Genomic DNA, 25615 nt, shown 5'->3' on the forward strand with positions numbered 1-25615 from the left:
AACCCAAGTGGTGGGTGGCGCCGTCGTCGTTAATCAACTGCGAGGACCGGCTGTAGCCGGAACGTTCAGCGCAATCCGCACCCCAACGCAAGGAGACCAGCGTGTCACGCCCTGAGAAAATCAGCTTTACCGGAAGCACCGGCGACACCTTGGCAGGCATCGTGGACGTCCCGGAGGGACCTGTGCGCGGTTGGGGCGTGTACTCCCACGGCCTGACCCTGGGCAAGGACAGCCCCGCGGCTTCGCGCATCTGCAAAGGGCTCGCTGAGCAGGGAGTTGGCATGCTGCGCTTCGACAACCTGGGTTTGGGCGGCTCGGCCGGTGAATGGTCGGCGGGCTCCTTCAGCGTCAAGGTAGCGGACACCATCCTCGCAGCGGCGTTCATGACGGAGGACGGCCGTGGAATCTCGCTGCTGGTGGGCCACTCCTTCGGGGGTGCCGCCGTACTGGCCGCAGCCCGCGACATCCCTGGCCTGAACGCCGTGGTGACCGTGGGCGCGCCTTACGAGCCCAAGCATGTTGAGCACATGTTCGACACGGAGATTGATTCCATCCTCCGGGACGGCAGCGCTGTGGTGGATCTTGGCGGGCGACCCATGGAGGTCCGACGCCACTTTGTGGAGGACGTGGAACGCGCGGATCTGCGGGACTGCATCCGCACCCTTCACAAGCCGCTCATGGTGATGCACTCCCCCACCGACAACACTGTGGGGATCGATAACGCCAGCGAGATTTTCCGTACTGCGCGTCACCCCCGGAGTTTTATCTCCTTGGAGGGCAGCGAGCACCTCCTCACCGGGAAGGGGCAGGCGGCGCGGGTCGCTCGGATCATCAGCGCATGGGCAGACCCGTACCTTGAGGTCCGGGACGCCGGCTAAGGGCCCCGCCCGCCCATGTAGGTGACAGCAAACGCTCTACTGACGGCTCAGTAGAGCGTTTGCTGTCACCTAGTTGGGTGCCTACTTGCCGATGGCCGCTTTGCTTTCGCTGAGCCACTGCTCGGCAGCCTTCTCCGGGCTCAGCCTCTTGAACAGGACCTCGGTGTTGATGCGGGCGGTGATCTCCGAAACCGCGGTTGAACCGGTGGGACCGATGAAGGTTGGCGCGAACTCCATCTTGCCGATCTCATCGATGTAGGCGGCCTCAACCTTGCCTTGGGGTGTCAGAAGGTCCTGGATGGCCGTGCGCATCCCGGAGTTGCTGGGAACGCCACGGTCGCTCTGGATGACCTTTGCTGCGGCCTCATTGTTGACCAGGAAACTGACCAATTTAGCGGCAGCATCCGTGTGCTTGCTGCGGGCGGAGATGGTGTAAAACTGCGAAGACTGAAGCCAAATGCCCGGCGTGGGGGTTTCGCCGGGAAGTTTCAGCAGCTTCAGTTCAGCGCCGGAGGCTTTGCTGAGGGCAGACAAAGAGTTGGTCCAGGTGAGCATCATGCCCGCTTGCCCCATGCCCATGAGGGTCTGCTCGGTACTGACATTGAGCTTCTCCACGGTTTCCGATGCGCCGGGGGCTGCACCTGACTCACTGAGTTTGACGGAGAAATCGAAGTAGTCCTGAACGGTTTCCTTGCCCAGTCCCAGCTGGCCGTCCTGGGTGTACAGGGATTCGCCACGTTGCCGGGCAAAGGCATCCAGGGAGTCGTGCGTTAGGACTGTGGCCGTACCGTAGGTCCCCTTGGGGCTCTTCGCGGTGATGTCGGCAGCAGTTTTGGCGAAGTCGTCCCAGGACCACTTGCTGTCATCCGGAAGGGCTACGCCGGCAGCCTGGAACACGGCCGGGTTGACCACAATAGCCAAGGCATTGGCGCCAGTGGAGACACCATATTGCGTGCCTTGCACTTGGCCGTTTTCGAGGGCTCCCTTGTCCATCTTGGAGAGGTCCAAGGACCCCTCAACCTTGGAGAGATCAAGCAGCGCGCCACGGTTGGCGTACTCCGCCGGGTAGGCGCCACCCATGGTGATGACATCCGGGGCGTCGTTTGCGGCTACTTGGGTGGCCAGTTTATCGAAGTAGCCTCCGATGTCCCCGTACTCCGGCTTGACCTTGATGTTGGGGTTGGCTGCCTCGAACTCCTTGATGGCCTTGTTAGTCAGCTCGGCCCGGGTGGCGTTGCCCCACCACGAGAATCGGATCTCTACGGGGCCATCCTCGGGCTGATTGGACGACGGGCTCGAACATGCCGCGGTAAGGCCCAGCAGCCCTACCGCGGTGATGAAAGCAATGGATTTTCGGATACTACGGAGAGATTTACGCGCCATTGGGTAAGCTTCTTTCAGACTCAAGAAAACGGTTCCTGAAACGTATCAAGGCAGTGTATATTCGTCAATAGTTTCCACCGTGAACTATTTAGGGCTGCAAAGGAGCACGCTTTGACCTACCACTTGGACCAGATCCAGATCCGGGATCCCTTTGTTGTCACGCTGCAGGAATCCGGGCAATACCTGCTCTTTGGAAGCACTGATGAGAACATCTGGTCCGGACCTGCCACCGGCTTCGACTGCTACCGAAGCAGTGATCTTCGGACTTGGGAAGGCCCCATCGAGGCCTTTCGTCCGCCTGCAGGGTTCTGGAGCCAGAAACAGTTTTGGGCGCCTGAGGTGCATGAACACCAAGGCCGGTACTTCATGTTTGCCACGTTCACCGCTCCAGGACGTTGCCGTGGAACGCAGATACTTTCCGCCAGCATGCCCGAGGGTCCCTACGAACCGTGGAGCGACGGCCCCGTTACCCCCCATGATTGGGAATGCCTTGACGGAACACTCCACATCGACCAAGCAGGGGACCCATGGATGGTGTTCTGCCACGAGTGGAAACAGGTCCATGACGGCACCATCATGGCCCAACGCCTCAGCGCTGACCTGAGGCATGCGATCGGGGAGCCGGTCTTCCTGTTCAGCGCTTCGGAAGCGCCATGGGCCAGAGCACTGGATTTACCTTCCGTCCGCGACAGGGAGTTCCCCGCATACGTCACCGACGGCCCTTTCTTGTTCAGACTGGGTAGCGGCAGGCTCATCATGCTCTGGTCCAGCTTTGGAGACCGTGGCTATTCCATGGGTATTGCCCGGAGCGAATCCGGAACCGTGGTGGGCCCGTGGACACAAGAGGAAGAGCCACTGTGGGGCACCGACGGCGGCCATGGCATGATAGGCCGCGCATTGGATGGCAGCCTGTTCCTGACGCTCCACCAGCCCAACAAGAGTCCGCATGAGCGGGCCGCGTTCTTCCCGCTCAGAGAGCTTGAAGACACGGTGGTCCTGGAGTCGGGCGCCCCTTCCGGAAACTCTCCCATCGACCGCAAGGCCTTGGTCCAGCGCCACAACGTCCGTCAGGAACACCTCGACCCTCGAAGCCCCGTTTCGGTGGGCAACGGCGAGTTTGCGTTCACCATGGATCTCACCGGCCTGCAGTCATTGCCGGAGGCCTACCCCGTGGGCGCCCGTGACGAGCTCCCGCCGGGAACGTTGCTCGGTACGCAAGCCCAGTGGGGTTGGCACTCCGTTCCGCCGGCGGAGCCCTACGACCTCGCTGCTTCCACAGTCCTCTACGATTCCCCGCGAGGCCCTGTGCCCTACGTGGATATGGTGGGCGAGATCGTCAACGACCGCGAGACGGACACCTCCCAAGCAGAAACATGGCTCCGCGCTAACTCCCATCGGCTGGACCTGGGGCGCATTGGCTTCCGCTGGATGGAGGACGGAGCCGAACGTCCCCTCGTCCCCGCCGACATCGCTGACATTGAACAAACACTCGACCTCTGGACAGGAGTGGTGACAAGCCGCTTCGCTGTGGCTGGACACCCGGTCAAGGTCACGACGGCGTGCCATCCGGACCGCGACGAGCTCGCCTTCCGCGTTGAGTCGCCGGCGCTTGGGGCCGGCTTGGTGGTGGGCGTCGCCTTCCCATACGGGTCAGAGGCGTGGCATGACGCCGCGGACTGGAACCAGCCGGAGTCCCACAACACCACTGTCCAAGGCCCGGAACGTTCGGATCAAACCAATGGCGCCCCCACGTGGACCGTCCGCCGCGAACTGGACGATTCCCGCTACCAGGTGATCATCACAGGCCAGGAGATTGAGGTAGAACAAACCGGGCAACACCGGCTCCGAGTATCAAGCTCCCCGTCCGTGAGCACCATGGAGCTCGCGGTTGCTTTCGTGTCCGCAGGGGACGGCGACTGCCTCCCGCGAGGCAACAACAGGCTGGCAGGCCCCACACCTGAGGCGGGCTCCGGCACGAACGCCCGCACCGGCGTCGAGCCCTCTCCTGCGCGTCAGGTGGAGAACGCATCCGCGGCGTATTGGCCTGCCTTTTGGTCTTCCGGAGGCGCGGTGGAGCTTGATGCCACGGATGATCCCAGAGCCAAGGAACTCGAACGCAGGATAGTGCTCTCGCAATACCTGACCGCCGTCAACTGCTCAGGCTCGTTGCCGCCGCAGGAGACCGGGCTGGTCTGCAATTCCTGGCGTGGCCGTTTTCACTTGGAGATGCACTGGTGGCATGCCGCCCACTTTGCGCAGTGGAATCGTGCGGAGCTGCTGCTTCCTTCGCTCCGGTGGTACTCCACAGTTCTGGAGACTTCACGGCAGACAGCCAAGGCGCAAGGATTCGACGGCGTTCGCTGGCCCAAGCAGGTGGGTCCGGACGGGCGGGAAAGCCCCAGCCCTATCGGTACGTTCCTGATCTGGCAGCAACCGCACCCCATCTACCTGGCCGAGCTGGTGTACCGCGCAGATCCGAGTCGTGAAGTGTTGGAGGAATTCGCGGAAATCGTCTTCGAATCTGCTGCGTTCATGGCCAGCTTCGCGCACCCCACTACACGGGGATTCGAGTTGGGTCCGCCCCTGATCCCGGCACAGGAGAGCTACGGTTCCATCAGAGCCAAGGTCAGCAACCCCACTTTTGAACTGGCGTACTGGCAGTGGGGCCTGGGCACTGCTGCCGCCTGGCGGGAGCGGATGGGCCTGGAACCTGTGCAGGAATGGCTGGAGGTGGCCGATGGCATGGTGCCGCCGCGGGCTATTGACGGCGGATACGCAGCGATCGATGTGGAGCCGTTCACCATCCGCACGGACCACCCGTCCATGCTCTGCGCACTCGGTGTTCTCCCGCAGACCGATCTCATTGATCCCGCCGTCATGCGTGCCACGCTCTCAGACGTCCTGGCCGATTGGGACTGGGCCAGCACGTGGGGTTGGGACTACCCGGTCATGGCCATGACCGCAGCACGGCTGGAGGACCCGGAGGCGGCAGTTGATGCGCTCCTCCTGGACGCCGGCAAGAACACGGTCCTCCCCAATGGCCACAACCGCCAAACCGACTCGCTGCCGCTCTACTTGCCGGGAAACGGTGGGCTTCTGGCTGCCGTTGCACTCATGGCCGCCGGCTGGGACAACGGACCGGAACGTCACGCGCCGGGATTCCCGGAGGGCTGGACCGTGGCTTGGGAAGGGCTGGTGCGGGCGCCCTAAGCCCGTCCGCGGCTAGCTGCGGCGGGGTCCCACTGCAGCGCCAACGAGTGCACCGACTCCAACACCGATCAGGATGCCGAGGAACGGCGAATTGAAAACCAACTGGCCAACAATGAGTCCGGCCGCTGCCCCGAGGAGACAAGCGATCCACAGTTGGTTGTTCATGCAGGCCTCCAGGTTGAAAATCTCAGGTGCGTGGCGCTACCCGACGCGAGCCGAGCACTTTCCTGCGCGGGGACTCCCCCGATTCCGTATCAGCCTCGCGAATAGCCGACCAGGACGCCGAGACGAGATACACCTGGCTCACAAGGTTGAACCAGATCAGCAGGCCGATGATGATGGCAAACGAAGCCAGGACCGGGTTGTTGCCGGAGCGTGCAAGAAGTTCTGTGCTGAAGAATTGCAGCACGGTAGTCCCGACGCCAGCCAAGACCACCCCCTCCAGGAACGCGCGGCGCCCCAACTTCAGGCCACCCGCAATGCGGAACAGTACTGCCGCCGTCGCGCAGTTAAGGAGGAGCGGAACCACAATTTTGACGGTGGCCGCAATGGGCTCGGTGACGCCTTCGTCCAGCTTAAGCAAGTTAATGAGCCAGTCCGCTGCGGTGCCAAAGACGAGCGAGACACCTGCACTGATGACAAGAATGACGCCGAGGAGCAGGAGGGTGCCGGCGTCGATGAGTTTTTGGACAATCGGGTTGCGCACCAGAGGGTCAGCGTTCATGACCCCGCGGAGCCCTTCCCTGATGCTGGCGATCCAGCCCAAGGAAACGAAGACCGTAATCACAGCGGCGATGAGGGCCGTCCATCCAAGTCCGGACGGATTGAGCAGGGATTGCGGGTCCACCAGTCCCTCACCTCCATTAACCTGGAGGAGTCCGGGCGCGGCCGCGGCCACGCTGTCGATCACGGCGTCCTGAAGTGCGGGGTTGCCACCCAACACAATGCCCGCAATGGCAAAGCCCGTAGTGAGCAGACCAGTGACCGAGAAGAACATGTTGAAGCCGATGCCGGCGCTCAGCAGCGGCCCGTGTTGCCGGGTGTAGTGCTGGAAGGAGCGCAGTGCCCGGTTAGTGTTCAGCCTGGCGAGGAAGAGAGCAAAGAAAGCGCCCAGCTTTTTTGGCAGCCCCGCACCGGCACGCTTGGCATGACCCCATTCCTGCCTCTTACGGAGAAGTTGAAGTTTGAGTTTTGCCAGCTCAGTTGGCAGCGGAGGAACGTCCGCCTCTGTGGCTTGGATCCGCTTGCTGTGCTTCGTCAGTATCGCCGCCAAAGTCGAGCTCTTCCCGTAGCTGCCAAATTCCATTGGTGTCGTGCTCGTAAAGTCCCATGCTAACCACAGGGAACGTCGCCCGGTAATCCCTGAGGACCGTTTCGGCTTCGTCGAGGTTTTCCTGGGCGACGTCGTGGGCCACAGTGACGTGCGGGTGGTACGGGAAGGGCAACATCCGCTCAAGTGGTCCGGACTGAAGTTTCTCGTGCAACTTCACGCACTCTTCAAAGCCCTCCTCCACGTTGACGAACACCACAGGGGAAACGGGGCGGAAGGAACCCGTGCCGGAAATAGTGATGTCGAAAGGTTCCTGGGTCCGGGCAACTTCCCGGACATGCTCCCGGGTAGCTGCCCAGTCCTGGGTAGGCGTGGTGGTGATCAGGGTGATGTGCGCGGGAATGACCTCAGCCATGGGATCACCGAAGGACGCCCTCCATTCCTGGAGTTCCTGGGCGATCTCCGGCGGGAAACCGAGAATGACCCCAACACACAGGGTGTCGCCCTCGCCGCAATCATTGCCGGAAACAGCGGGCTGGCGGGAGTCGTCCGGACCGGCACCCTGTCGGGTGCCGGTCTTGACGTTGAGCTGGCCAGCGGAGCACATGAGCTTAGCGGACTCCCTGAATTCCGTGGGCGGAATCGCCGCGGTACGGCAGGAACCCTACCTTGGAGTAGACGTCCGCGAGGGTTGCAGCTGCAATCTCACGGGCTTTGTCTGCGCCGAGGGCCAGGAGGCGGTCCAGTTCGGCGGGATCGGCCAGGAGCTCGTTGGCGCGTTCCCGGATAGGTGCCAGATGCCCGGAGACCAGTTCAGCGAGATCAACCTTCAGGTGGCCGTACATTTTGCCCTGATAGTCGGCCACGATCTTCTCCACCGGCGTGCCGCTGATGGCCGAGTAAATGGTCAGCAGGTTGGACACGCCCGGCTTGTTCTCACGGTCGTACCGGATCTCCGTCTCGGTGTCCGTGACAGCTGACTTGATGCGCTTGGCCACGGTCTTGGGATCATCCAGCAGGTTGATCAGGCCCGCCGGTGACTCCGCTGACTTGGACATCTTGGCGTTGGGGTTCTGGAGATCGTAAATCTTGGCCGATTCCTTCTGGATGAAGGCTTCGGGCACTTGGAACGTCTCGCCGAAGCGGCTGTTGAAGCGGTTCGCAAGGTCCCGGCTGAGTTCCACGTGCTGACGCTGGTCTTCACCTACCGGCACGCCGTGCGGCTGGTACAGGAGGATGTCGGCAGCTTGCAGGATGGGGTACGTGAAGAGGCCAACACTGGCGTGGTCCGAACCCTGCTTCTGTGCCTTGTCCTTGAACTGTGTCATGCGGGCGGCTTCACCCATGCCGGTGATGCAGTTCAGGACCCACGCCAACTGTGCGTGCTCGGGAACCTGGGACTGGACGAAGAGGGTGCACTTGTCCACGTCCACGCCGCCTGCGATGTACTGGGCTGCGGTGACGCGGGTACGGCGGGCGAGTTCCGCGGGATCCTGCGGCACCGTGATGGCGTGCAGGTCGGGAATGAAGTAGACGGCGTCGTACTCCTCCTGCATCCGGACCCAGTTGACCAGTGCGCCCAGGTAGTTGCCAAGGTGCAGGGAATCGGCGGAGGGTTGCATGCCGGAAAGGACCCGGTGCTTGGCGCCAACGGCAAGCTTGGTGGACGTGGCGGGCTGCGGTTGGGCCGCAGCTGCAGCCGATGCGCCGGTTTGGGTCGTGGTGGAACTAGTCATGGAGCAATACCTTAGGAAGCTTAGAGCCGGTAGTCGACTACCAGCGGTGCGTGGTCAGAGAAGCGGGTGTCCCACGAAGGCGCACGGTCCACAACAGCAGAGAATGCGGCTGCTGCGAGGTCCGGAGTGGCCAGGTGGTAGTCGATGCGCCAGCCTGTGTCAGTGTCAAAGGCCTTACCGCGCTGGGACCACCAGGTGTAGGGGCCGGCGACATTACCTGCCAGGCCCCTGTGGACATCCCTCCATCCGATTTCTTCACCGAGGAAGCGGTCAAAGTATGCACGCTCCTCCGGGAGGAAGCCGGCACGCTTGACGTTGCCCTTCCAGTTCTTGATGTCGAGTTCTGTGTGTCCGACATTCAGGTCGCCAACCACCAATGCGTGGTCGCTGTGTTTGCCGAGTTCAGGCAGGCGGACGGTCATGGCATCCAGGAAACGGAATTTGTCATCCTGCTTGGGGGTTCCCACATCACCGGAGTGCACATAAGCACTGACAACGGTGAGGGTGGTGGGTTCGCCCGCCGCGTTGGTGACGGTGTAGTCGGCCTCGACCCAGCGTCCCGAGGTGTCGAAATAGGAATCGCCGATCCCGACGCGGGTGGCAGTGGGCTCCTCGCGGGAAGCGATGGCCACACCGGCACGGCCCTTGGCCTCGGCTTCGGTGTGGAGGATGTGCCAGCCTTCGCCGATCAGCTTCCGGACGATGTCGTCAGGGGCGCGGACTTCCTGCAGGCAGAGAATGTCCACCTCGCGCGGCTCCAGCCATTCCGCCATGCCGTTCTTGTAGGCAGCCCGCAGGCCATTGACGTTAACTGATGCGATGCGAAGGAAGTCCTTCTTCAATGCCGTACTCACCCGGTCCACTCTAGTCGATGATGGTGCCGGCCACGGGCTCGTCCGAACCGCCGGAAGACTTGATCATGTCCCGTGCATTCGTGGCCGTAATGGCGATTGTTTCCAGCGCCCGGTTAATGGTGTCCTGGTCCGCCGTCGCGCCCTTGGCCCGTTCCTCATCCACCACACGGACCTGCACCTGGACGATCTTGAACGAATGGTCCAGTTTGAGGTCCCGGACCTCATCCGATTTGCTCCGCTCGGCAACCACACGCGTGCCACCATTGTCAGCAACGGACGACGACGGCGCGCGGCCGGCTGCGGCATTGAAGGCATTGTGCGCTTCGGTCAACTTGGCACCTGCCCGCTGCGCGGCTCTGCGGATGCTCAGCACCACGAAGGTGGCAAGCGCGAGCCACCCGAAAGCAATCACAGCAACAACCCAGCCCACAACATCGTTCTGGTTGGCCGCAAAGATGACGGCTACCAGGAAGGCAATGATGACAACTGTCATCCCCAAACCGCCGATGCGGAAGCCTTTGAACAGGCCTTTGCCGGCGGGGGACGTGGACGGGTGCGGGTCACCGAGAGATTGCATGAACCCATTCTCTCAAATGAGCAAAGGTGCCCTGCGCGCTTCCACGGATGGCGAACAGAGCCTCGCAGGACCACCTTGATGGAAGGAGCACATACTGGGAACTCGCCTCTATGGCCAGGCCCTTCCACTGGGTATGCTCGCCTCATTAGCACGTTGAAGCCCCGCTGGATCTTCACATCCGGGCGCCAGCTCGGGAGCGGTAAAAAACAGAAGAGGAAACAATGACAGATTCCCCGGAGACCGCCGGCTCCCCCCTGGGTCAGGATGACTCATCCCTGGCCTTTGATGAATGCTGGGATTTGCTCGCTGCTGCAACCATCGGCCGCCTTGGATTGGTGGTGGATGACCACCCGGAAATCTTCCCTGTCAATTACGTCCTGTTTCAACGCCAGCTCGTCTTCCGCAGCAGCCCGGGCAGGAAGCTGTGGGGGGCCCAGGCGTCCCGCCCGGCGGTCTTGGAGATCGACGGATACGACGCCCCCACCCAGGAAGCATGGAGCGTGGTGGCCCGTGGCGATACGGAGCTGATGACAGATCCTGACGAGATGGCCGGGGTGGACGCGTTGGGTCTTGAACCTTGGCAGCCTGGAGTCAAGGACAACTACATCCGGTTGACGCCCCGGGCGCTGACCGGGCGAAGGTTCAAGGTCAATCAACCGGATCTGTGGAAGACCAGGACCAACGATCCCCGACGGGCTTCCTTCGAATAGCCTTCATGGCTGCCCCTATTTGAGGAACAGTTGGCGCAGCCTTGCAGTAGTGAGCATGATTCCGAGAGCGATCATCACCAGGTAGTAGCCCACGTGGATGGCGGTGGCCGGACTGAACGAACCCACGCTGATCTGGCGCAGGAGTTCCACTCCGTGCCACAAGGGCATGGCTTGGATGAACCACTGAATGACCTGCGGATAGACGCTGAGCGGGTAGAACGTGGCGCTGAAGAGGAACATGGGCAGCAGGAAGAAGTTGATCCAGTCCATCTGCTGGAAGGTCTTCATGAAGCTGGTGATGCCCATCCCGAAGCTTGCAAAGCCGAAAGCGATCAACACCGAGGCTGGAATGACCAGGATGGCCCACCAACTGGTGATCAACCCCATCACGCCCATCACTGCGGTGAATCCCGTGGCATAAAGCAGACCCCGAAGGAGTGCCAGGAAGATCTCGCCGATCGCCACATCCAGGGGTCCCAGCGATGTGTAGAGCATCCCTTGGTACAGCTTGGCGAAGTTCATTTTGAAGAAGACGTTCCATGTGGAGTCGTAAATGGCCCCGTTCATGGCCGAGACCGCCAGGAGCGCCGGCGCAATGTACGCGGCGTAGCTGATCTCCTCACCACCTGGACCTTGGACCGTGCCCACGATTGAACCCATGCCCACGCCCATGGCCAGCAGGAACAGCACCGGCTCGAAGAATCCGGACACCATCACCAGCCATGTGCTGGACTTGGCCGCCATGAGCCCCCGGCCCACCACGGCCTTTGCATTACGGGAGTACAGCGGGCCAAACTTACGCTCACGGGCAAGGTCCGTGGCGCTGTGACCACCGGTGAGGACACTCATGAGCCCATCCTTTTCACGAATTGGCGGCGCACCAATACCCAGCCTGCGGTGGCTGTGGCCAGCAGGAACACTACGTGGGTGATGGTCAGCAACGGGTTCTGGTCCATCCCGTAGGTGAAGACCCGGCCCAGCTCGGTTCCATGCCACACCGGCGAAATCCAGCCGATCCAGCGGACTGCCAGTGGAAGGGAATCCAGCGGGAAGAACGTCCCCGAAAACAGGAACAGCGGCATCACAATGAAGCGCTGCACCAAGGCAAACTGCCCCTTGTCCTGGGTGATACTGGCTGCATAGGCCATGAGAGGCAGGCCGAAGGACAGCGCCGCTACAGTTGCCACCATTGCAGACACCCAGCCCCACGGACTCGGCGAAGCACCAAACATGGCCACCACCGCGAAGTAGACCACCGATTGCAGGAGGAAGCGCAAGGAACTGGCCATGATGTGCCCGCTGGCGATCTGCTGCGGTGTCAGTGGTGAGGCATGCGGTCCATAGAACACGCGGCGCCATTTGAAGCCGTCCATGATGGGATAGGAAAACTCCCCCGACGCCGTCATCACGGCCGCGGAGACCAACAAGGCCGGAGCTACGAACTCCAGATAGCTGACTCCTCCGAACGCGGCTTCGCTATTGGCATCCACGAGGCTCGCCAAGCCCACTCCCATGGCGAAGAGATACGCCACAGGCTGACCCACGCTGTACAGGACAACGGACCAGCCGTAATTGCGCATGACGCGGAGGACCTGCTCCGCATAGAAGAAGGCACCCCACCGCCTCGCCCGGGCAGCCGAAACCTCAGGTGAGTGGGCCCGCAACGGCTGCTTCGCCGTCGTGAGTGGTTTGTTCGCCGCGTCAGTCAACAGTCCCCCTAGTCAACGAGGCTCCTGCCGGTCAACCGCAGGAAAACGTCCTCCAGCGAGGAGCGACGCACCAGCGACGTCATGGGCCGCAGCCCCCGGGAGGTGACCTGCTCCAAAGCGGCCTCGCCGTCGTGCGCGTAGATGAGCACGCGGTCAGGCAGCGTCTCCAGCCGCTCGCCGATGCCTTGAAGTTCGACGCCGATGGTTGCGTTCCGCTCGGACCCGAACCTGAGTTCAAGTACTTCGCGTGACGAATGCTCGCGGATGAGGTTGGCAGGAGATCCTTCGGCCATGATCTTGCCCTTGTCCACAACGATCAGGCGGTCGCAAAGCTGCTCGGCCTCGTCCATGTAGTGCGTGGTGAGAATGAGGGTGACGCCGTTTTCCTTGAGACGGAAGAGTCGGTCCCAGAGGATGTGCCGGGCCTGCGGGTCCAAGCCGGTGGTGGGCTCATCCAGGAGCAGGATCCGGGGCTCGTTGATCAGCGAACGTGCGATGGTGAGCCTTCGCTTCATGCCGCCGGAGAGTGCGTCCACCTTGGAATTGGCCTTATCCGTCAGCTGCGCGAATTCCAGGAGTTCGTCAGCTTTCGGCTTCAAATACCGCAGCGGCAGGCCAAAATAGCGCCCGTAGACGATCAGGTTTTCACGGACTTTGAGCTCTTCGTCCAGATTGTCCTGCTGAGGGACCACACCAAGGTGCGCCCTGACCTCAGGACCATGTGACTCAGGATCCAGCCCCATGATGCTGAGCGAACCCGAGGTCCGTTGGGAGACGCCACCAATCATTTTCATGGTGGTGGACTTGCCTGCGCCATTGGGTCCCAGCAGCCCGAAGGACTCCCCCGCAGGTACGTCGAAGGAGATGTTGTCCACTGCGGTGAGATCACCATAGGCCTTGGTGAGGTTCCGGGCGCTGATGACGGTTGGCGGGTTCATGTCCATGCCGGCTTGCGACGATTCCGACCGTGTTGATGACGGTGTGGGCGAGCGGGTTGCTTCATTGTGCACCCTCAGCAGACTAGTAGTGTCCACCCACTTACGCGAGGCCATTTTTCGGGGGTTCCCTGCCCAGGATGCCGTGCGCACGGCATTTTCCGCAGGGAACCCCCGAGATGGGCGCCCGGATGAGTTCGTGGGAACTACGCGATGCCTGCCTGGCGCTCCGCACTCTCCACAACGTTCGCGAGCAGCATGGCACGGGTCATCGGTCCAACACCGCCCGGGTTCGGGGACAGCCAAGCGGCGACGTCCGCAGCTGCCGGGTCCACGTCTCCGGTGACAACAGCCTTACCGTTGCCGTCGTCCACACGGCTGACACCGACGTCGAGCACTATGGCGCCCGGCTTGAGGTCTTCAGCTTTGATCATGTGCGGCACGCCGGCAGCGGCGATCACGACGTCGGCCTGCTTGAGTTCCGCCGGGAGGTCCACCGTTCCGGTGTGCGCCAGGATCACCGTGGCGTTGACTTCCTTGCGGGTCAGCAGGAGGCCGATGGGGCGGCCGATGGTGACGCCGCGGCCAACCACCAGGACGCGCTTGCCCTTGAGTTCAATATTGTGGCGGCGGAGCAGCTCCACGCAGCCCTTGGGCGTGCAGGGCAGCGGGGACTTCATCTCGCCGTTGACGTTCGCCACCAGGCGGCCAAGGTTCATGGGGTGCAGGCCGTCGGCGTCCTTCTCAGGGTCCATGGCCTCAAGGATGACGTCCTGGTCAATGTGCTTGGGCAGCGGCAGCTGAACGATGTAGCCGGTGCACTCAGGGTTGTCGTTGAGCTCGCGGACAACGTCCAGGAGGCCTTCCTGGGAGATGTCCTCGGGGAGGTCGCGGCGGATGGACTGGATGCCAACCTCGGCGCAGTCCTTGTGCTTGCCTCCGACGTACCAGGTGCTGCCGGGGTCCGAGCCCACCAGGATGGTGCCCAGGCCCGGGACGATTCCCTTGGCGGCGAGGACGGAAACGCGAGTGGTCAGTTCTGCCTTGATGGCTGCGGCGGTGGCCTTGCCGTCAAGGATCTGTGCGGTGGACTGTGTCATTCCATCTGCTCTTTCTGGTGGGTGACCTGTGTGAGGCAGCCTCATAAGAGGCTCATGCCAACGGGACCCGCTGCCGTGGGGTACGGCGGCGGGTCCCGTCAGCCCCGGTTCAGTGCCCGGGTGGTGCGTTAGTTATCCGCGGAGGCGCGGATTTACCACTGCTCGTGCTGCGGGTACAGCGGGAAGTCAGCGGCGAGCTTGTCCACGCGGGCCTGCAGCGACTCGACGTCTGCCGAGGTACCGGCCTTGAGCGCCGTGGCGATGATCTCGGCAACCTCGGTGAACTCAGCAGCACCGAATCCGCGGGTAGCCAGGGCAGGCGTACCGATGCGGAGGCCGGAGGTGACCATCGGCGGGCGGGGATCGAACGGAACAGAGTTGCGGTTTACAGTGATGCCCGCCGAGTGCAGGAGGTCTTCGGCCTGCTGGCCGTCCAACTGCGAGTTACGCAGGTCAACCAGAACCAGGTGCACGTCGGTGCCGCCGGTGAGGACCGAAACTCCGGCCTCGGCAACATCGGACTGGTTCAGGCGGTCAGCGATGATCCTGGCACCCTCAAGGACACGCTCCTGGCGCTCCTTGAACTCTTCGCCGCCGGCGATCTTGAACGCAACAGCCTTGGCCGCGATCACGTGCATGAGCGGCCCGCCCTGCTGGCCCGGGAAGACGCTGGAGTTGAGCTTCTTGGCCCACTCCTGCTTGCCAAGGATCACACCGGAACGGGGGCCAGCCAAGGTCTTGTGGACCGTAGAGGTGACGACGTCAGAGTACGGCACCGGGCTGGGGTGCAGTCCTGCTGCAACCAGGCCGGCGAAGTGCGCCATATCAGTCCAGAGGAGGGCGCCGACTTCGTCAGCGATGGAGCGGAAGGCAGCGAAGTCCAGGTGGCGGGGGTACGCGGACCAGCCGGCAATGATGACCTGCGGCTTCTCGGCAATGGCCTGCTCGCGCAGCTTGTCCATGTCGATCCGGAAGTTGTCCTCTTCAACCTGGTAGGCAGCTACGTTGTAGAGCTTGCCGGAGAAGTTGAGCTTCATGCCGTGGGTCAGGTGACCGCCGTGCGCCAGGGACAGGCCGAGGATCTTATCGCCCGGAGTGATCATGGCGGAGAGTGCTGCGGCGTTCGCCTGGGCACCGGAGTGCGGCTGGACATTGGCGTACTCGGCGCCGAAGAGTTCCTTGACGCGGTCGATGGCGAGCTGCTCAGCGACGTCGACGTATTCACAACCGCCGTAGTAGCGGCGGCCCGGGTAACCCTCGGCGTACTTGTTGGTCAGGACGGAGCCCTGGGCTTCCATGACGGCGCGGGGCGCAAAGTTTTCGGACGCAATCATTTCCAGGGTGCCGCGCTGGCGGCCGAGTTCCTGGTTGAGGACTGCTGCGATTTCGGGATCGAGATCGGCGAGCGACTGGTTGCTGACAGACGCGGAAGTGGTTGTGGTAGTCACGGAGATCTCCTGGCTAGGCAACGGGTGGTGCTACAGGTCAGGCTACCGGCAGCAGCATTCCCGCGTCCCCTTTTTTAACGGAGGGATCGGTCACGTGCGTGCAGCGGTAAGACATGACCCTCGGCCCAGGCGTACGATCCGTGGTCTTCGTGATTGCCGCTCCCTGGTGGTAGTCCACCCAACGCCAGTTGCGACCCGTTAACAGTACAACAACGCGGCACAGGTAGGCTTGATCGTGTGACTGACTCCACCGCTTTCGTTGTAACACTCTCCTGCCCCGACCGTCCCGGCATCGTCCACGCGGTAGCCGGAGCCCTCCTTGCGGCCGGCTGCAACATTGCCGACTCCCAGCAGTACGGAAGCCCCAGCACAGGCAACTTCTTCATGCGCGTGGAGGCAACGACGTCGAGCACCCAGGCGGAACTGAGCGCCGCGCTGCGGCCCGTCGCCGAATCGTTCGGCATGACCTGGAAGATCAACCCGGTGGGCGAAAAGGTCCGCACCATGATCCTGTGCTCCAAGGACGCGCACTGCCTCAACGACCTCCTTTTCCAGCAGCGCACCGGCACGTTGCCGATCGAGGTTCCGGCCATTGTGTCCAACCACCGCGACCTTGAGCCGTTGGCGAAGTTCTACGGCATCCCGTTCCACCACATTCCGGTGACACCTGAAACCAAGCCGCAGGCCGAGGCGGAGCTGCTGAAGCTGATCGCCGAACACGACGTGGAACTGACCGTCCTGGCCCGTTACATGCAGGTCCTCTCCAACGATCTGTGCACGGAGTTGAACGGCAAGGCCATCAACATCCACCACTCATTCCTGCCCTCCTTCAAGGGCGCCAAGCCGTACCACCAGGCTCATGCGCGTGGTGTGAAGATCATCGGCGCCACGGCCCACTATGTGACGGCGGACCTCGACGAGGGGCCGATCATCGAGCAGGAAGTCATCCGTGTGGACCACGCCCGCACGGCCGCACAGTTCGTCCAGATGGGCCGTGACGTGGAAGGCCGAACCCTGGCCCAGGCGGTCCAATGGCATGCCGAACACCGGGTTCTGCTGGACGGCACCCGTACCGTGGTGTTCAACTAGCGCCCCTTCTATGCTGAGGGTATGCGTGGCATCCCTGAGGCGGATCACGAAGATGATCTGGCTGTCTTCTACGACCGCCAGGCATCTGTGCGGAACACCCGGGCACTGACGCCGCACCGCGTCGAGTGCAGAGCATGGTTCGTCCGGCTCCTGAAATCCGAACACCGTCATTCCTTGTTCGAACTGGGGTGCGGCACCGGTGTGGAGGGTCTGGATTTTGTCCGCGCCGGGTTGCACTACACCGGCGTGGATCTGTCCTCGGAGAGCGTTCACCTGGCGCGCACGGCAGGGTTGGACGCTACCGTTGCCAGCGGCCGCAGCCTGCCGTTTCCGGATGCTGTGTTCTCGGCCGCATGGACCATGAGCACGCTCCTGCATGTCCCCAACACGGGAATTCACGACGTCGTCCGCGAACTTGTGCGGGTCACCGCACCTGGTTCGCCGATCGCCGTCGGGCTCTGGTCAGGTGAGGATTGTGAAGTCCTGAACCCGGAAGACCTCGAGGAACCGCGTCGGTTCTTCAGCCGGCGCAGCGACGACACCGTCCGGCGGATCTTTGGCGAGCACGGATCGGTGGAGCACTTCCGAACGTGGCCGGAGGGTGTGGGGGTGGAGTCCGGGCCTGGAGCGGGAAACTGGTCACAGCACTACCAATTCCTGGTCCTCCGCACCCCTGAACCCAACTAGAGGACAGCAAACGCTCCAATGACGGCCCATTACGACGTGTGCTGTCCCCCAGCTGGGCAATAGGCTGGGCTGCATGGCTCCTTCTTACACTTTTGCCGGGGACACTCCGGCCATCCACGAATCCGCCTTTGTGGCACCTACGGCATCGATCATCGGCAAGGCAACGTTGGCCCAGGACTCCAGCGCCTTCTATGGCGTCTCCGTCCGGGCAGATACGGCCGCGATCAGCGTGGGCGCAGGGTCCAACCTCCAGGACAACGTAGTCCTCCACGCGGACCCCGGCTTTCCCTGCACTGTGGGCGAGCGTGTCTCCGTGGGGCACAGCGCCGTGGTCCATGGATGCACTGTGGAGGACGACTGCCTGATTGGCATGAGCGCCACCATCCTCAACGGCGCGGTGATCGGCACGGGCTCGCTCATCGCCGCCGGTGCCGTGGTTTTGGAAGGCACGGTCATCCCGCCCCGCTCCCTCGTAGCCGGGGTACCTGCCAAGGTCCGCCGTGAACTGACCGAGGAAGAGTTCGAGGGCGTGAAGCACAACGCCGCCCATTACAAGGAGCTCGCAGCGGCGCACCGGGAAATGCACGCTTAACTGATGCGTTGCGAGGCCCGCTCTGCGTCCCTCACCTAGGGGTTTGGGGCGTAAAGCGGGCCTCGCAACGTAAGGAAGCTAGTCCAGGCTGATGGGGCCGAGCTCGTCCAGGAGGTCGCCCGGTCCGGGGTTCCCGGCAGCGGACGAGCCACCCAGGTGGTTCACCACTCCCCACACGGCGTTCAGGCCCGTGGTAATGGCGCCTTCTGCCCAGCCGGCGGTGAAGGAGACGTCATCCCCGGCGAGGAAGATTCCGCGCTGGTGCTCCGGCAGCTGGTCCTGCTTGAAGTGGGTGAAGAGGCGCTGCTGGTAGCGGTAGTGCCCGGGCAGGTTGGCCTTGAACGCACCCATGAAGTTGGGATCCGCTTCCCAGGACACTGTAATGGGCTGTCCCACGATGTGGCTGGCAATGTCCACGCCCGGGTAGATCTGCTCCAGCGAGTGCAGCATGAGCTTGACGCGCTCCTCCGCGGTGAGGGCCAACCATTTCAGGGCGTCGTCGTTCCACGTGTAGGACAGGAGCATCACTGCGGGCTTGTCCGGGCCGTCGTCGAGCAAGTATGTGGCCCGGTTGAGGCGGTCGGTGAGCGTCATGGAGAGGACTTCGCGTCCGGTCTCCGGATCGACGTCCTTCCAGAACGGGCGGTCCACCATGACGAACGTTTTGGACGACTGCATGTAGTGCGAACGCTCGATCGCCGTCCACAGTTCTGCCGGGAACAGCGCTTCCTCGGTGTGGATGCGCGTGGAGAGCAGCCAGGATTGGCAGGTGGTCACTACGGCCTGGTAGCTGGCTTCGCGTCCCCAGTTCTCGCGGACAACCAGGTCCCCGTTTTCTGACCGGCGAATGTTGTCCACGGCTCCGCGGGGCGAGCCGCTGTGCAGTGACGACAGTGACGTGCCTTCCGGCCAGTACTTAACGCCCGACGGCGCGTGGTTCCACAGTGCCTCGGGGAGCCTTTGCGCTCCCCCGGAGATGGAGCGGTGCTGGTCGTCCGCGTCGGTGTAGACCACCCGGAGGATTTCGAGGATGGAGTTGGGGAAGTCAGTGTCCCAGCCACCCGTGCCGAAACCTACCTGGCCGAACGCTTCGCGGTGGGCAAAGCCAGCCTCTTTGAAGGACTTGCTGGCGGCAATGAACCCGTAGAAGGTTTGCTCATCCAACTCCGGCAGCAGGGCATTCCAGAGTTCCTTGATCCGCTTGGTGTCGCGGGCTTTGATGGCCTCTTGCATTTCGGCGAAGGCGGCGCCGTCATTGACTGCTGCTTTCCAGGCGTCGGCAACTTCGCGGAAGAACTCCGGCAGTTCATCTGACGTGGTGGCGTAGTGCTTCTTACCGGCGAGTTCGATCACGGTGCTGGACGTTGCAGGCGCCATGGGGTTGGGAAATTCCCGGGTATCCAGCCCCAGCAGATCCACATAGTGGTAGAACGCCTTGCCGGAGACGGGGAACCGCATGCCGCCAAGGTCCGCCACGATGCCCGGTGCGGAGGGGAAACTGGCGGTCCGCAGACGGCCACCGATTTGGTCGGCCTCGTAAATTACTGGCTTGAGGCCGAGTTTCATCAGTTCATAGGCAGTGACCAGCCCGGACAGGCCGGCGCCGATGATGGCAACCTCCGTGCCGTAGAGCTCCTCGGGAACCGCGCCGAGCCCGTCCGGGTGCGCCAGGTAGTGGTCGTAGCTGAACGGGAAGTCCGGGTTCAGCATAGTAATGGGGGCCGCGTCCGGGGCGGCCGGCCCGGCGAGCGGAAGTTCGGTGGCGATGGTCATGAGTTTTCTGCTTTCACAGGTTCCGGGCTCACGGCCCTGGTGGTTAGTTCACGGTAGTCCTGCTCACTGAGCGCGGCTACCTTGGAGTTCCGGCGTCCATAGCCGAAGTAGATGGCGACGCCCACCAGCATCCAAACACCGAAGGTGATCCAGGTATCGGCGCCGAGGTTGAGCATCAGATACGCGCACATCAGGGTGCCAAGGATCGGCGTGATGGGGTACAGCGGCACCCGGAAGCTCCGCTCGAGGTCCGGGCGGTTGCGTCGGAGGTAGATGACGGCCACGTTGACCAGCGCGAAGGCAAAGAGCGTGCCGATGCTGGTGGCGTCAGCCAGGGCGCCCAGCGGGACCAAACCTGCGGTGAGGGCGACGGCGGTGCCGATGATCAGCGTGCCGGCCACCGGGGTGCCGGTGCGGCGGGATACACGGCCGAAGACTTTGGGAACCATTCCATCGCGGGACATGGAGAGCATGATGCGGGTTTGGCCGTAGAGCACGGTCAGCACAATACTGGCGATGGCCAGCACCGCGCCGATGGAGAAGACCAAGGCAATCCAGGGTTGGCCGGTGATCTCGTGCAGGATCTGCACCAAAGCAGCTTCCGTCCCGTCGAACCAATTCCAGGGGCGTGCACCGATGGCTGCCACGGCAACCAGGACGTAGATGCTGGTGACGATCACCATGGAGAGCATGATGGCCCGGGGCAGGTCGCGCTTGGGGTTCCTTGCTTCCTCACCGGCTGTGGACGCGGCGTCGAAGCCAATGTAGGAGAAGAAGACGCTGGATGCTGCGGCAGAGACGCCTGCTGCGCCCATGGGCAGCAGCGGCTCGAAGTTGCCTGCGTTGAAGGCAGTGAAGGCTACTGCGCAAAAGAAGATCAGGATGCCAACCTTGATGATCACAATGGCGGTGTTGATCCAGGCGCTCTCCCGGGCTCCCCGGACCAGCAGCACCATGGCAAGGACCACGATCACCATGGCCGGAACGTTCACCAAGCCGCCGTCTCCCGGTGGCTGGCTCATTGCCTCAGGCAGGACCTGGCCGAAGGCGGCGAGGGTCTCGTTCACGTATTGCCCGGCGCCAACGGCAACGGCGGCCACGGACACGGCGTATTCCAGCACCAGGCACCAACCACAGATCCACGCCATGCCTTCACCCATGGTGGCGTAGGAGTAGGAGTAGGACGAGCCTGCCACCGGCACGAGCCCGGCCATTTCGGCATAGGACACAGCCGAGAGCAGCGCAGCCAAACCCGCAATCACGAACGAGATCCAGATTGCGGGACCTGCCAGCGGCACGGACTCGCCAAGGATCACCAGGATGCCGGTGCCAAGCGTGGCACCAACGCTGATCATGGTCAGCTGGAGGACCCCGAAGCTGCGGACCAACGGCGTACCGCCTTCGCCGCTTCCGGCCTCGTTGACCATCTGGCCGATGGGCTTGCGGCGCAGAAGTTGCGCGCCCAGGCTCGGCCTTGAGCCGCTTGCCGCTGCCGGGTTTTTGGTGTTCACAGGCACAGTCACCCTTGACGTCCCTTCAAAGTGGTTTTGATTTCCCCTCCACAAGACTGGCATGTGAGCCATCTCTCATCATGGTGCAAAATGACCTATAGTGTTCAAGCATGAGACGTAATGCACACTATCAAGAGGCAGCTCCGGCGGCCCTTTCCGGCCAGGTCACCGTGGATCTGTCCGCCATTTCAGAGAATGTCAGAGCCCTGAAGAAGCGCACCGAGGCGCCGTTTTTCATGGCAGTAGTGAAGGGCAACGCCTACGGCCACGGACTGGTTGAAGTGGCCCAAACAGCAGTGGACGCCGGCGCGGACTGGCTGGGGACGGCCCAGCTCAGCGAGGCCATATCGCTCCGCCAAGCGGGAATCACCGTGCCTATACTTTCCTGGCTCTATCTGGCATCCCAGACCAGCGCCACCATCCTTGAGGCGCTTGAAAATGACATTGATGTTTCCCTCGGAAGCGTCAGCCAACTTCAGGTGCTGGCAGGGATCGCCAAGCGCCTTGGCCGTCCCGCCGTCGTGCATTTGGAACTGGACAGCGGTTTGAGCCGCGGCGGTGCACGGAAGGAAGACTGGCCTGAACTTGTGGCGCAGGCGCGGCAGGCCGAGCTCGACGGCACACTTCGAGTACGGGGACTCTGGACCCACCTGGCCTGGGCCGATGTCCCCGCCCACCCGGGTAATGCCACCGCCGTCGCTGAGTTCGAGGACGCCGTCCGCGAGGCACGCGAAGCGGGGCTCAGCCCCGAACTCCGGCACGTATCCAGCTCCGCAAACATCCTGGACCGGCCCGAATTCCACTTCGACATGGTGCGCGCAGGACTGGCCATCTACGGGCTTGCTCCGGCTGACCACCTGAACCCGGCCGACTTCGGATTGCGGCCGGCGCTCAGCGTGACAGCCCCCTTGGTCATGGTCAAGAAGGTCCCCGCAGGCACCGGCGTCAGCTACGAACACCAAGCAATCACCTACGAGCCCCGCTACCTTGGCCTCATCCCGCTCGGCTATGCGGACGGCATCCCCAAGGGCATCAGCGGCCGCTCGGTAGTGAACATTGCAGGCCGCAGCGTGCCGGTGATCGGCAAGGTGTGCATGGACCAGTTCATGGTGGATCTGGGCCCGGACGCTTCAGGAATATCTGTGGGTGATACCGCGGTGTTGTTCGGTGATCCTGCTTGCGGCGCTGCGAGCGCGGACGACTGGGGCGCGGCCATTGGCAGCCACGGCGACGAGATCATCAACAGAATAGCCCCGCGCTTGCCGCGCGCCTACGCTTCCAGTGCTTACGAGTGCCCCGACTACCAGGAGCCGGCCGTCGCCGGGCAGGTCAATGACGCCTGAGCCCGCCACCGCCCGCCTGAGTTTCGTCACGCTCGAGCAGTTCCTACAGCAGCTGCCGCCGGAGTTGAAAATGCTTCACGACGGCGGCAGCGGCGCCTCGCTGCTGCGGTGGGTGGAACCGAGCGAGCTTGAGGACCCCACGCCTTACCTGCCGGAGGGTGAATTCCTCCTCACCGCCGGGTTGCCTTTCCTTGGGGAGGGCGGCTCGGCGGCCAAGGTGGACGCCTATGTTCAGCGACTTGTTGGCGCCAAGGTAGCGGCCCTTGGCTTTGGCATCAGGCCCTATTTCGACGCCGTCCCTGACGTCCTGCTGGACGCCTGCAGGAAGCACAACCTCACCTTGTTCGAGGTGCCGGAGTCCGTGCCGTTCGCTGCGATCGGGCTGGAGTTTTCCCAACTCCTGGAAACCGACAATGCGAAGGCTTTCCGGCAGCTGGCAGAGACCAACCGGCAACTGATGCGGGCGGTTCTCTCCCCCAGGCCCGAGCACGAACTTCTCGCCGCACTTGTTCAGCGGGTTCCGGTGTGGGCAGTCCTTGTGGGGGCCGATGGGCGGGTCCGGGCGCGCGGGCACAGGGCCGCCGGGCAGGGAGCCGCCGGTCACCGAGCCGCCGGGCAGGACGCCGGCGGCAGCACCGGCGTCGAGCATTCTTTGTTGGCGCCGATGCTGGAGCGCCTCCTTTCCGGCAGCGGTCCGCGGGTGGAGATGGACGGCTTCGAACAACCGGGCTCAGCTTTGGTGTTCGGGCACCCGCTGCGCAGCACCAAGGACGCGAACTTGGGCGCGTTGATCCTCGGCTCGGACACACCACTGACGCCCGCCCAGAACAACGTGGTGCAGTCCGCTGTGGGACTGTTGGAGTTGCTGGTGCGGCAGCGGACCAGCGGCTCGTTGGCTCCCAGCCAGCTGGCCACCGCGGTACTGCTCCACCCGGATTCGCTGGTGTCCGGCTCCACCAAACACGTCAACGGCCTCAAAGACCTGCTGGCCCAGAGCCTATCGTCCACCAGATCCGGGCAGATGCGCGTGGTACAGGGTGTCAGGGTGGATGGCGCTACGGACGATGGCCCGGTCCGTGAGCTCCTGCAATGGCGGAGGCTGTTCGACACCAAGCTGGTGGAAATCACCGACTACGGCTTCGCCGCCATTACCCGGTTCAAGGTGGACGACTCACTGCTCTCCGATGTGGAGAAACTTGGCTGGCGGCTGGTGATTGGCGAGCCGACAGAACTGCTTGGGCTGCAGGCCGCCTATCAAAGGGCCAGCTCCCTGCGAAGCCGTGTGGTGACCACCGGTAAGAGCGCACGCGTGGACGAGGTGACCTGGTCCGTCGCCGGGCTTTTGGGGCGCGAAGCCGGGACGCTTCTGGCTGAGCGGCTCCTGGCGCCCGTGCTCGCGCTGGAACCGGACCGCCGGGACCCACTGTTGGCTGTGCTCCGGGGATGGCTCAGCGAAAACGGCAGCTGGGACGGTTCCGCCAAGCTGTTGGGGCTGCACAGGAACAGCGTCCGGCGGCAGATTGGCGTCCTCGGGGAGCTGTTGGACATGGACCTTAACCAGGCACAGGTGCGCGCCGAGTTGTGGTTCGCGTTGCAGTACGTGGACGAACTGGTGGCTGGCCTTCCTGCGGAGGGGACGGTCGACTAGGCGCGCCTGTCCCACTCCCCATACAGGTCCGGCCTGCGCTCACGCAGGTACGGGACTTCGTTGCGTGCAGCTTTCACCATTTCTGTGCCAACCTCGGCGAACAGGAGGGTAGCGGACTCTCCCGCCGCTGCAAGCAGGGAACCGTCCGGTCCTGCCACCACACTGCCGCCCAGGAAGTTGTACACATCCTCATGTCCGGAGTGGTTGGCGTAGGCCACGTTGAGTTGGCTCTCCAGGGCACGGGCTCGGATGAGTACTTGCGGCACGTTGTCGAACCCGGCGGAAAGGGCTGTCGGCACCAGTAGGAGTTCAGCGCCGCGGGTGGCTGCGGCGCGCACCGCTTCGGGGAACTCGACGTCGTAGCAGATCAGCATCGACGTACGGATCCCGTTGAAATCCACGACGGCGGGAGGTTCTTGGGCGGCCACAAACGCCTTGTGCTCCTCGGGGCCGAAGAGATGCACCTTCGCGTAGTTGAGGACCTCGACGCCGGAGGCGTCCAGCAGAGTAGCCGTGATGTTCCAGCCGGCATTAGCGTGAGGCGGCTGCGCGGCGTCGTCGTGCGTGGCCTGTTGTTGGTTGACGGCTTCCTGCCGGCTCAGCGCCGGAAGGCTGTACACCAGACCGATCTTGTGCCGGCGCGCGATGTCAGCCAAACGTTGGCGAATGCCAGGCAGGGTGGCAGGGTCCAGTTCGGCATGCAGCCGCAGAGGGGCATATCCCACGGGGAACAACTCCGGAGTGAGGAGCAACCCGGCCCCTGCGTGGGCGGCGCGCTGTGCGGCGTCGTCGATTGTGCGCAGGTTCGCCTCAACGTCCATGACTGAAGCGTTCGCCTGCAGGACTGAGAGCAGCATCATTACCACCTTGGTTTCGCCTGTTCCCGATGCCTCACTCATGGGCCCGAGAGGTTTCTTCTTCAAGCGTAGGCCTCGCCGGGACGCAAGGAGCGGGGCAATTGGACCTGCACGCCGCCGAAGCGGGACGCATTGCCCCCGCCTCTCGCGTTGCGGGGCCCGCCCTGCGTCCCAACCTACGATCTAAGCGCGCATAACGGGCCCCACAAGAAACAGGACTCGCGTTGCGGGGCCCGCTCTGCGCCCCAAACCGGGATCTTGACGCGCATAGCAGGCCCCACAAGGAACAGGACTCACGCTGCGGG

Annotated in this window: 23 protein-coding genes, 1 pseudogene and 1 riboswitch; of the genes and pseudogenes, 9 read left to right on the top strand and 15 right to left on the bottom strand. The window is 63.2% G+C overall.

Going from position 1 to position 25615, the window contains the following annotated elements; all coding sequences use genetic code 11:
- Nucleotides 1-101 precede the first annotated feature (101 nt).
- Nucleotides 102-878: an alpha/beta hydrolase family protein gene (locus BACI9J_RS15525; protein ID WP_159735168.1), complete on the top strand. Its 777-nt coding sequence runs from the start codon at nt 102-104 to the stop codon at nt 876-878.
- Between the two features lie 81 nt (nt 879-959).
- Here the strand turns inward: BACI9J_RS15525 and BACI9J_RS15530 are convergent, their stop codons facing one another.
- On the bottom strand, nt 960-2261 hold the full coding sequence (locus BACI9J_RS15530; protein WP_159735169.1) for an ABC transporter substrate-binding protein: 1302 nt from the start codon (nt 2259-2261) through the stop codon (nt 960-962).
- Between the two features lie 123 nt (nt 2262-2384).
- On the opposite strand from BACI9J_RS15530, the pseudogene BACI9J_RS24785 reads away from it, so the two are divergent.
- Both BACI9J_RS24785 and BACI9J_RS15540 read left to right on the top strand, forming a co-directional pair.
- Nucleotides 2385-3188, top strand: a pseudogene (locus BACI9J_RS24785) (glycoside hydrolase family 43 protein); the annotation flags it as partial.
- A 102-nt stretch (nt 3189-3290) separates the two neighbouring features.
- Nucleotides 3291-5471, top strand: a complete 2181-nt coding sequence (locus tag BACI9J_RS15540; protein WP_201296687.1) for a hypothetical protein — start codon at nt 3291-3293, stop codon at nt 5469-5471.
- 12 nt (nt 5472-5483) lie between these two features.
- Here BACI9J_RS15540 and BACI9J_RS15545 read toward each other — a convergent pair whose 3' ends face one another.
- The 6 genes from BACI9J_RS15545 to BACI9J_RS15570 all read right to left on the bottom strand — a co-directional run bounded on the left by BACI9J_RS15545 (nt 5484) and on the right by BACI9J_RS15570 (nt 9908).
- Nucleotides 5484-5636 (bottom strand): glycine zipper domain-containing protein, encoded by a 153-nt coding sequence (locus BACI9J_RS15545; protein WP_159735170.1) that lies wholly within the window; start codon nt 5634-5636, stop codon nt 5484-5486.
- A gap of 22 nt (nt 5637-5658) precedes the next feature.
- Nucleotides 5659-6585 (bottom strand): YihY/virulence factor BrkB family protein, encoded by a 927-nt coding sequence (locus BACI9J_RS15550; protein ID WP_159736496.1) that lies wholly within the window; start codon nt 6583-6585, stop codon nt 5659-5661.
- An 85-nt stretch (nt 6586-6670) separates the two neighbouring features.
- The gene (locus BACI9J_RS15555; protein ID WP_159735171.1) at nt 6671-7348 is read right to left on the bottom strand and encodes a 2'-5' RNA ligase family protein; all 678 of its coding nucleotides are present in this window, start codon (nt 7346-7348) and stop codon (nt 6671-6673) included.
- Nucleotides 7349-7352: 4 nt separating this feature from the next.
- The gene (gene trpS, locus BACI9J_RS15560) at nt 7353-8477 is read right to left on the bottom strand and encodes a tryptophan--tRNA ligase (RefSeq protein ID WP_159735172.1); all 1125 of its coding nucleotides are present in this window, start codon (nt 8475-8477) and stop codon (nt 7353-7355) included.
- Between the two features lie 20 nt (nt 8478-8497).
- Complete coding sequence (locus BACI9J_RS15565) at nt 8498-9331, bottom strand: exodeoxyribonuclease III (RefSeq protein ID WP_159735173.1); 834 nt, start codon at nt 9329-9331, stop codon at nt 8498-8500.
- A gap of 10 nt (nt 9332-9341) precedes the next feature.
- Nucleotides 9342-9908: a hypothetical protein gene (locus BACI9J_RS15570; protein WP_159735174.1), complete on the bottom strand. Its 567-nt coding sequence runs from the start codon at nt 9906-9908 to the stop codon at nt 9342-9344.
- 221 nt (nt 9909-10129) lie between these two features.
- Between BACI9J_RS15570 and BACI9J_RS15575 the strand changes: the two genes are divergently transcribed.
- Complete coding sequence (locus tag BACI9J_RS15575; protein ID WP_159735175.1) at nt 10130-10618, top strand: pyridoxamine 5'-phosphate oxidase family protein; 489 nt, start codon at nt 10130-10132, stop codon at nt 10616-10618.
- 15 nt (nt 10619-10633) lie between these two features.
- Here BACI9J_RS15575 and BACI9J_RS15580 read toward each other — a convergent pair whose 3' ends face one another.
- From BACI9J_RS15580 to glyA, 5 genes are all read right to left on the bottom strand, one after another.
- Nucleotides 10634-11467: an ABC transporter permease gene (locus BACI9J_RS15580; RefSeq protein ID WP_159735176.1), complete on the bottom strand. Its 834-nt coding sequence runs from the start codon at nt 11465-11467 to the stop codon at nt 10634-10636.
- Nucleotides 11464-12327: an ABC transporter permease gene (locus BACI9J_RS15585; RefSeq protein WP_236558712.1), complete on the bottom strand. Its 864-nt coding sequence runs from the start codon at nt 12325-12327 to the stop codon at nt 11464-11466. The genes BACI9J_RS15580 and BACI9J_RS15585 overlap by 4 nt, the downstream gene beginning before the upstream one ends.
- 8 nt (nt 12328-12335) lie before the next feature.
- Nucleotides 12336-13265: an ABC transporter ATP-binding protein gene (locus tag BACI9J_RS15590; protein WP_159735177.1), complete on the bottom strand. Its 930-nt coding sequence runs from the start codon at nt 13263-13265 to the stop codon at nt 12336-12338.
- Nucleotides 13266-13468: 203 nt separating this feature from the next.
- Entirely contained in the window at nt 13469-14362 is an 894-nt protein-coding gene (locus tag BACI9J_RS15595; RefSeq protein ID WP_159735178.1) for a bifunctional methylenetetrahydrofolate dehydrogenase/methenyltetrahydrofolate cyclohydrolase, read from the bottom strand.
- Nucleotides 14363-14514: 152 nt separating this feature from the next.
- On the bottom strand, nt 14515-15810 hold the full coding sequence (gene glyA, locus BACI9J_RS15600; protein WP_159735179.1) for a serine hydroxymethyltransferase: 1296 nt from the start codon (nt 15808-15810) through the stop codon (nt 14515-14517).
- 116 nt (nt 15811-15926) lie between these two features.
- Nucleotides 15927-16012, bottom strand: a riboswitch (ZMP/ZTP riboswitch).
- Between the two features lie 35 nt (nt 16013-16047).
- Here glyA and purU point away from each other — a divergent pair.
- From purU to BACI9J_RS15615, 3 genes are all read left to right on the top strand, one after another.
- Nucleotides 16048-16899: a formyltetrahydrofolate deformylase gene (gene purU / locus BACI9J_RS15605; protein ID WP_159735180.1), complete on the top strand. Its 852-nt coding sequence runs from the start codon at nt 16048-16050 to the stop codon at nt 16897-16899.
- Nucleotides 16900-16920: 21 nt separating this feature from the next.
- Nucleotides 16921-17586, top strand: coding sequence for a class I SAM-dependent methyltransferase (locus BACI9J_RS15610; RefSeq protein WP_159735181.1), 666 nt, complete (start codon nt 16921-16923; stop codon nt 17584-17586).
- A gap of 73 nt (nt 17587-17659) precedes the next feature.
- Entirely contained in the window at nt 17660-18178 is a 519-nt protein-coding gene (locus tag BACI9J_RS15615) for a gamma carbonic anhydrase family protein (RefSeq protein ID WP_159735182.1), read from the top strand.
- Between the two features lie 78 nt (nt 18179-18256).
- On the opposite strand, the gene BACI9J_RS15620 is transcribed toward BACI9J_RS15615, so the two are convergent.
- Both BACI9J_RS15620 and BACI9J_RS15625 read right to left on the bottom strand, forming a co-directional pair.
- Nucleotides 18257-19951: a flavin monoamine oxidase family protein gene (locus BACI9J_RS15620; RefSeq protein ID WP_201296591.1), complete on the bottom strand. Its 1695-nt coding sequence runs from the start codon at nt 19949-19951 to the stop codon at nt 18257-18259.
- Nucleotides 19948-21462: an amino acid permease gene (locus BACI9J_RS15625; protein ID WP_159735183.1), complete on the bottom strand. Its 1515-nt coding sequence runs from the start codon at nt 21460-21462 to the stop codon at nt 19948-19950. Before BACI9J_RS15625 ends, BACI9J_RS15620 begins: the two co-directional genes overlap by 4 nt.
- Before the next feature lie 110 nt (nt 21463-21572).
- Between BACI9J_RS15625 and alr the strand changes: the two genes are divergently transcribed.
- Entirely contained in the window at nt 21573-22805 is a 1233-nt protein-coding gene (gene alr, locus BACI9J_RS15630; RefSeq protein WP_236558713.1) for an alanine racemase, read from the top strand.
- On the top strand, nt 22795-24453 hold the full coding sequence (locus BACI9J_RS15635) for a PucR family transcriptional regulator (RefSeq protein WP_159735184.1): 1659 nt from the start codon (nt 22795-22797) through the stop codon (nt 24451-24453). Before alr ends, BACI9J_RS15635 begins: the two co-directional genes overlap by 11 nt.
- Here BACI9J_RS15635 and BACI9J_RS15640 read toward each other — a convergent pair.
- On the bottom strand, nt 24450-25313 hold the full coding sequence (locus tag BACI9J_RS15640) for a carbon-nitrogen hydrolase family protein (protein WP_201296688.1): 864 nt from the start codon (nt 25311-25313) through the stop codon (nt 24450-24452). The two genes, BACI9J_RS15635 and BACI9J_RS15640, sit on opposite strands and share 4 nt — an antisense overlap.
- Nucleotides 25314-25615 lie beyond the last annotated feature (302 nt).

It is taken from the genome of Arthrobacter sp. 9V (assembly GCF_902506065.1).
Taxonomy (GTDB): domain Bacteria; phylum Actinomycetota; class Actinomycetes; order Actinomycetales; family Micrococcaceae; genus Arthrobacter.

Excerpts from the sequence above, each read along its gene's own strand:
- BACI9J_RS15570 (WP_159735174.1), bottom strand. The coding sequence starts at position 9,908 with ATGCAATCTCTCGGTGACCCGCACCCGTCCACGTCCCCCGCCGGCAAA.
- BACI9J_RS15530 (WP_159735169.1), bottom strand. The coding sequence starts at position 2,261 with ATGGCGCGTAAATCTCTCCGTAGTATCCGAAAATCCATTGCTTTCATC.
- BACI9J_RS15610 (WP_159735181.1), top strand. The coding sequence starts at position 16,921 with ATGCGTGGCATCCCTGAGGCGGATCACGAAGATGATCTGGCTGTCTTC.
- BACI9J_RS15615 (WP_159735182.1), top strand. The coding sequence starts at position 17,660 with ATGGCTCCTTCTTACACTTTTGCCGGGGACACTCCGGCCATCCACGAA.
- BACI9J_RS15620 (WP_201296591.1), bottom strand. The coding sequence starts at position 19,951 with ATGACCATCGCCACCGAACTTCCGCTCGCCGGGCCGGCCGCCCCGGAC.
- BACI9J_RS15555 (WP_159735171.1), bottom strand. The coding sequence starts at position 7,348 with ATGTGCTCCGCTGGCCAGCTCAACGTCAAGACCGGCACCCGACAGGGT.
- BACI9J_RS15590 (WP_159735177.1), bottom strand. The coding sequence starts at position 13,265 with ATGAACCCGCCAACCGTCATCAGCGCCCGGAACCTCACCAAGGCCTAT.
- BACI9J_RS15635 (WP_159735184.1), top strand. The coding sequence starts at position 22,795 with ATGACGCCTGAGCCCGCCACCGCCCGCCTGAGTTTCGTCACGCTCGAG.
- alr (WP_236558713.1), top strand. The coding sequence starts at position 21,573 with ATGAGACGTAATGCACACTATCAAGAGGCAGCTCCGGCGGCCCTTTCC.
- BACI9J_RS15580 (WP_159735176.1), bottom strand. The coding sequence starts at position 11,467 with ATGAGTGTCCTCACCGGTGGTCACAGCGCCACGGACCTTGCCCGTGAG.
- trpS (WP_159735172.1), bottom strand. The coding sequence starts at position 8,477 with ATGACTAGTTCCACCACGACCCAAACCGGCGCATCGGCTGCAGCTGCG.
- BACI9J_RS15640 (WP_201296688.1), bottom strand. The coding sequence starts at position 25,313 with ATGATGCTGCTCTCAGTCCTGCAGGCGAACGCTTCAGTCATGGACGTT.
- BACI9J_RS15595 (WP_159735178.1), bottom strand. The coding sequence starts at position 14,362 with ATGACACAGTCCACCGCACAGATCCTTGACGGCAAGGCCACCGCCGCA.
- BACI9J_RS15545 (WP_159735170.1), bottom strand. The coding sequence starts at position 5,636 with ATGAACAACCAACTGTGGATCGCTTGTCTCCTCGGGGCAGCGGCCGGA.
- BACI9J_RS15575 (WP_159735175.1), top strand. The coding sequence starts at position 10,130 with ATGACAGATTCCCCGGAGACCGCCGGCTCCCCCCTGGGTCAGGATGAC.